We start from the raw sequence: 5,146 nt of genomic DNA on the forward strand, positions 1-5,146 counted from the left end.
GCCCCTGGCGGGCGAGCCCGAACGCGAGCGGTTCCGCCCGGCCCTCCCACCCGTCACCCGGCCACCACCCCTATGCGTGACGCTTCTCGTCCCACCACTGTCGGAGCGCCTCCGAGGCCGCCTCCTCGCCCAGCGGACCGTGCTCCAGGCGCAGCTCCAGCAGGAACTTGTACGCCTCGCCGACCTCCCGGCCCGGCTTGATGCCGAGCAGCGCCATGATCTGGTCGCCGTTCAGGTCCGGCCGGATCGCGTCCAGCTCCTCCTGCTCCTGCAACTGGCCGATCCGCTGCTCCAGGCCGTCGTAGCTGCGCGAGAGCGCGGCGGCCTTCTTCTTGTTGCGGGTGGTGCAGTCCGAGCGGGTCAGCTTGTGCAGGCGGTCCAGCAGCGGGCCCGCGTCGCGCACGTAGCGGCGCACCGCGGAGTCGGTCCACTCGCCGGTGCCGTAGCCGTGGAACCGCAGGTGCAGCTCGACCAGGCGGGACACGTCCGCGATCAGCTCGTTGGAGTACTTGAGCTCACGCAGCCGCTTCTTGGTCATCTTCGCGCCGACCAGCTCGTGGTGGTGGAAGGAGACGCCGCCGCCCGGCTCGAATCGACGGGTGCGCGGCTTGCCGATGTCGTGCAGCAGCGCCGCGAGGCGCAGCGTCAGGTCGGGCTTCCCGTCCCCTGCGCCGGTGCTCTCCAGGTCGATCGCCTGCTCCAGCACGGTCAGGGTGTGCTCGTAGACGTCCTTGTGGCGGTGGTGCTCGTCACGCTCGAGGCGCAGCGCGGGCAGCTCCGGCATGACCCGGTCGGCCAGACCGGTGTCGACGAGCAGGGTCAGGCCCTTGCGCGGGTGCGCGGACAGCAGCAGCTTGTTCAGCTCGCCCTGGATCCGCTCCGCGGAGACGATCTCGATCCGGTCGGCCATGTCCGTCATCGCGGCCACGACCTCGGGCGCCACCTCGAAGTCGAGCTGCGCCGCGAAGCGCGCGGCGCGCAGCATGCGCAGCGGGTCGTCGGAGAAGGACGCCTCCGGCGTGCCGGGCGTGCGCAGCACACCCGCGGCCAGGTCCACCAGCCCGCGGTGCGGGTCGACGAACTCCACCTCGGGCAGCTTCACCGCCATGGCGTTGACGGTGAAGTCGCGCCGGACCAGGTCCTCCGCGATCGTGTCGCCGAAGCTGACCTCCGGCTTGCGGGAGTTCCGGTCGTACAGCTCGGAGCGGTACGTGGTGATCTCGATCTGCAGGTCGTGCTTGCGCACCCCGACCGTGCCGAAGGCGATGCCGACGTCCCACACCGCCTCGCCCCAGCCCTTGACCAGCTTCAGGATCTCCTGGGGCCGGGCGTCGGTGGTGAAGTCCAGGTCGTTGCCGAGACGGCCCAGCAGGGCGTCGCGGACAGAGCCGCCGACCAGCGCGAGAGTGAAGCCGGCCGCCTGGAACCGCTCGCCGAGCTGGACGGCGACGGGGTAGGCGCGCAGGATCTCGCGCACCCTCTCGGCCTGCTGCTCGCTCAGCGCGGCGCCGTCGGCGACGACGGAGGCAGGGGCGGGCTCGGACGCGGGGAGGCCGGGCGGCATAGCGTTGGACACGACAGACAAGGGTACGGGGCGGAACCGCACGGCCGCCGCACAGTTACGACCAGCACAATGGGGATGCCCCACCCTGGACGGCCCGGTCCGGACGGCTCGGCCTCCTCTGCACGGGGCTTCCCGCCCCGCGAGGGCGCCGCCCGTAGCACGCGTAAGCGGAACCGCGCGTCCACAAAACCGCGTCGTACCCCCGTCCGGGGTCGCCTCGCGGCACACGGAACCGCTCGGCGTCGTTACCATGCCAGGGCGCAGGGCGCAGGCCCGAGGCTTGCGCCCCGCCGGTGGGGCACCTCTGGGGACAGCGACGAGAACGGCGAGGACGCGTGAGCGAGGCGGCGACGGGGAGGTGGCGGGCAGGCGGCCGGCCTGAGCGTGGTGACGGCCGCGACGGTGGCGGACGCCCGGACAGGCACGCCCGTGGGCTGCGCCGCCTCGGACGGCTGACACTCGCCTCCGGCCTGGTCGTCCTGGCGGGACCGACGCTCGCCCCCGCCGCCGAGGCCGCGCCGCAGATCAGCGTCACCGAGCTGCCCCCGACGCTGCAGCACGCCGCCGCCCTCGCCCCCGCCGACAGCCACTCCGGAGTCGAGGTGACAATCAACACCGTCACCCCGGCCGTCCCCACCGCGAACGGCGACGTCACCGTGAGCGGCACCGTGCGCAACAGCGAGTCCGGCGCCGTCCAGGGCCTGCACGTCGGCCTGATGACCACCGGGGAGAAGCTGGGCAACCGCTCCGACATCGACGCCCTCGTCGGCGCGGGCAGCCGGCCCACCCCCGGCGACGGCCAGGAGCTGCAGGACCCCGCGCTCAAGCAGAAGATCGGCACCCTCGCCCCCGGCGCCAGCGCCTCCTTCACGATCACCGCGCCGATCTCCAAGCTGGGCCTCGGCTCCGACCCGGACGGCGTCTACTCCCTCGGCGTGGACGCGCAGAACACCGCCAACCTCGACACCGGCTCCGCCGGCCTCGGCATCGCCCGCACGTTCCTGCCGCTGCACGCCAAGGACTCAGGCGTGAAGGCGACGAAGGTGGCCACGCTCTGGCCGGTGACCAACCCGCCGACGCTCCAGGCGCAGACCTACGTCGACCCGTCCTCCCACGCCGAGCAGCCCGTCCTCACCACCGACCTGACCAGCTCGCTCGGGCCGGAGGGACGCCTGGGCCAGCTCGCCTCGATCGGCCAGGCCAACCCCGGCCTGCACCTGACCTGGATGGTCGACCCGGACCTGGTGGACACCGTCAGCGCGATGACGGGCGACTACCAGGTCACCACCGCCGCGGACGCCACCGGCGCCAACGCGAACTGCCACTGCCTCCAGGCCGGCACCAGCCAGGGCCACCAGGCCGCCAAGAACTGGCTCGCGCAGATGCAGAGCACCCTGGCCGCCCCGGCCAAGCCGGACGTGGTCTCGCTCCCCTACGCCGACCCGGACATCGCCTCGCTCGCCCACAACACCACCGCACGCGACCACGTGAGCTCGCTGCTGCCGCTGGTGGGCGGCAGCGTGGGCCTGGACCGGCTCCAGGTGAGCGCCGCCCACGACGTCGCCTGGCCCTACCAGGGCTACATCGACCCCTCGATCGTGTCGCTGGCCAAGTCCATGGGCGCGAGCCAGATCATCGTCAACGGCGACTCCATGCCGGACAGCGCCAACCTGAACTACACCCCGAACGCCGCACGCAAGATCAGCGGCGGGATGACCGCGGTCGTCGCCGACGGGGAGCTGACGAAGCTCTTCTCCCAGGACCTGTCCACCCAGGCCGAGCAGACCGCCGCCGTCCAGCAGTTCCTCGCCGAGACGCTCGCGACCAGCGGGGAGCGCCCCGACCTGCAGCGCGACATCGTGGTGCAGCCGCCGCGCGACCTGTCCGCGGCCACCGCGCAGACCCTGGTCCGCGCCCTCACCGCCGCGCAGGCCGGATCCTGGGTGCAGCCCGTGGACCTCGACACGGTCGTCAAGGACGGGCCCACCGCGGACGCCAACACGCACGTGCCCTCCGCGCACAGCTACCCGTCCTCGCTCCGCGCCACCGAGCTCAGCAGCAACGCCGTCAGCAGCCTCAAGGGCACCCAGGAGGGCCTGACCCAGCTGCAGCGCATCCTCACCCGCCCCGACCGCCTGCGCGAGCCCTTCAACGCCGCCATGGTCCGCTCGGTGTCGACCGGCTGGCGCGCCGACGCCCAGGCCGGGGCGACCTACCAGTCCGACATGTACGCCTACATGTACTCGCTGCAGACGTCGGTCAAGATCCTGGACAAGTCGACGGACGTGGTGGTCCCGGGCGACAACGCCTCGGCCCAGATCGCGGTGAGCGTCGAGAACGACCTCGAGCAGACCGTCACCCGGCTCAGCCTCCACCTGGAGGTCCTGGGCTCCGGCTACCCACGCCTGAAGATCGACTCCCAGCCGGACCAGGACGTCAACATCGCCGGCGGGCGGACCAAGTCGACCATCCGGTTCAAGGTCACGGCCACCGCCAACGGGCAGGTCCAGATGCGCGCGGTGCTCAGTTCCGCGCAGGACGGCTCGGTCATCGACCAGAAGGACTTCACCGTCAGCGTCACCTCGGTGTCGAGCGGCGTCGTCGCTGTCATGGCCAGCGGCGGGTTGCTCGTCCTCCTGGCCGGTCTGCGGCTGTACTGGAAGCGCAAGAAGAACGCGGCCCTCGCTGCCGCCACCGCCGAGGGTCCCGATGACCCGACGGCCACCGAGGACCAGGAGGCAGACGCATGACCGCGCCGCGAGACGGCAGGACCCCGCAGGGCACCGGCGGCCCCCACGCGGGGAATCAGGCGCCTGACCCGTATCTGGACCAGACCTACGCGCACGACCCGTACGCCACGGACCCCTACGCGACGGACCCGCACGCGCCCGCCGCGCAGGCGCTCTACGGCGAGGGCGGCTACCCGCCTCCGCCGCAGCCGCCGTTCCAGTCGCCCTTCCACACCCCCTTCCAGGCGCCGGCGGCCCCGCAGCCTGGCCTGGTCGACGGGGCGGTCCACGGGGCGGTCCAGGGGGCCCCCCAGGGCGTCCCGCAGGCACAGCCGTACGCCGAGCAGCCCTACCCCGCGCATCCGGCGTACCCGCCGCACCAGCAGCCGTACCCGGGCGCCCCCGGCCCCGCCGACCACCCCGGCGAGTACCTCGGGCAGGGGCAGGGACCCGGGCAGGGACCCGGGCAGGGACCCGGGCAGGGGCAGGGGCAGGGCTACCAGCCGCAGGCCTTCAGCCAGGCCTACGCCGGCCCGCAGCAGACGTTCTCCCCGCAGCAGCCCGGCGTCCAGGGCTGGCCGCAGGATCCGCAGGCCCAACCGGGACAGCCCGGTCAACCGGGCCTGCCGGGCCAGCCCGGTCAGCCAGGACAACCGGGTCAGCCCGGGTCGGACCCGTACGTCGGCGTGGACGAGCTGATCAGCGGCGCGGGCCGCAGACAGCAGGCCCGCGACCACGCCCAGGAGCAGCAGCAGCGCTCCCAGGACGAGGCGTACGACTTCCTCTTCCGCGACAGCGGCCCGAGCCTATACGGCGAGGCGGGCGGCGACTCCGTCGCCGAGACCACCGGCAC

2 protein-coding genes and 1 pseudogene are annotated in these 5,146 nt (G+C 72.9%); 2 read left to right on the forward strand and 1 reads right to left on the reverse strand.

What is annotated here, in order from left to right:
- Window positions 1-70 precede the first annotated feature (70 nt).
- Window positions 71-1,564, reverse strand: coding sequence for a CCA tRNA nucleotidyltransferase (locus tag TR50_RS06710; RefSeq protein ID WP_042415875.1), 1,494 nt, complete (start codon window positions 1,562-1,564; stop codon window positions 71-73).
- Window positions 1,565-1,899: 335 nt separating this feature from the next.
- Between TR50_RS06710 and TR50_RS06715 the strand changes: the two genes are divergently transcribed.
- The gene (locus TR50_RS06715; RefSeq protein ID WP_052440800.1) at window positions 1,900-4,314 is read left to right on the forward strand and encodes a DUF6049 family protein; all 2,415 of its coding nucleotides are present in this window, start codon (window positions 1,900-1,902) and stop codon (window positions 4,312-4,314) included.
- Window positions 4,311-5,146: pseudogene (locus TR50_RS46555) on the forward strand (hypothetical protein); the annotation flags it as partial. The gene TR50_RS06715 and the pseudogene TR50_RS46555, both read left to right, overlap by 4 nt.

The sequence above is a fragment of the Streptacidiphilus anmyonensis genome (genome assembly GCF_000787855.1).
GTDB lineage: Bacteria > Actinomycetota > Actinomycetes > Streptomycetales > Streptomycetaceae > Streptacidiphilus > Streptacidiphilus anmyonensis.

Excerpts from the sequence above, each read along its gene's own strand:
- TR50_RS06710 (WP_042415875.1), bottom strand. The coding sequence starts at position 1,564 with ATGCCGCCCGGCCTCCCCGCGTCCGAGCCCGCCCCTGCCTCCGTCGTC.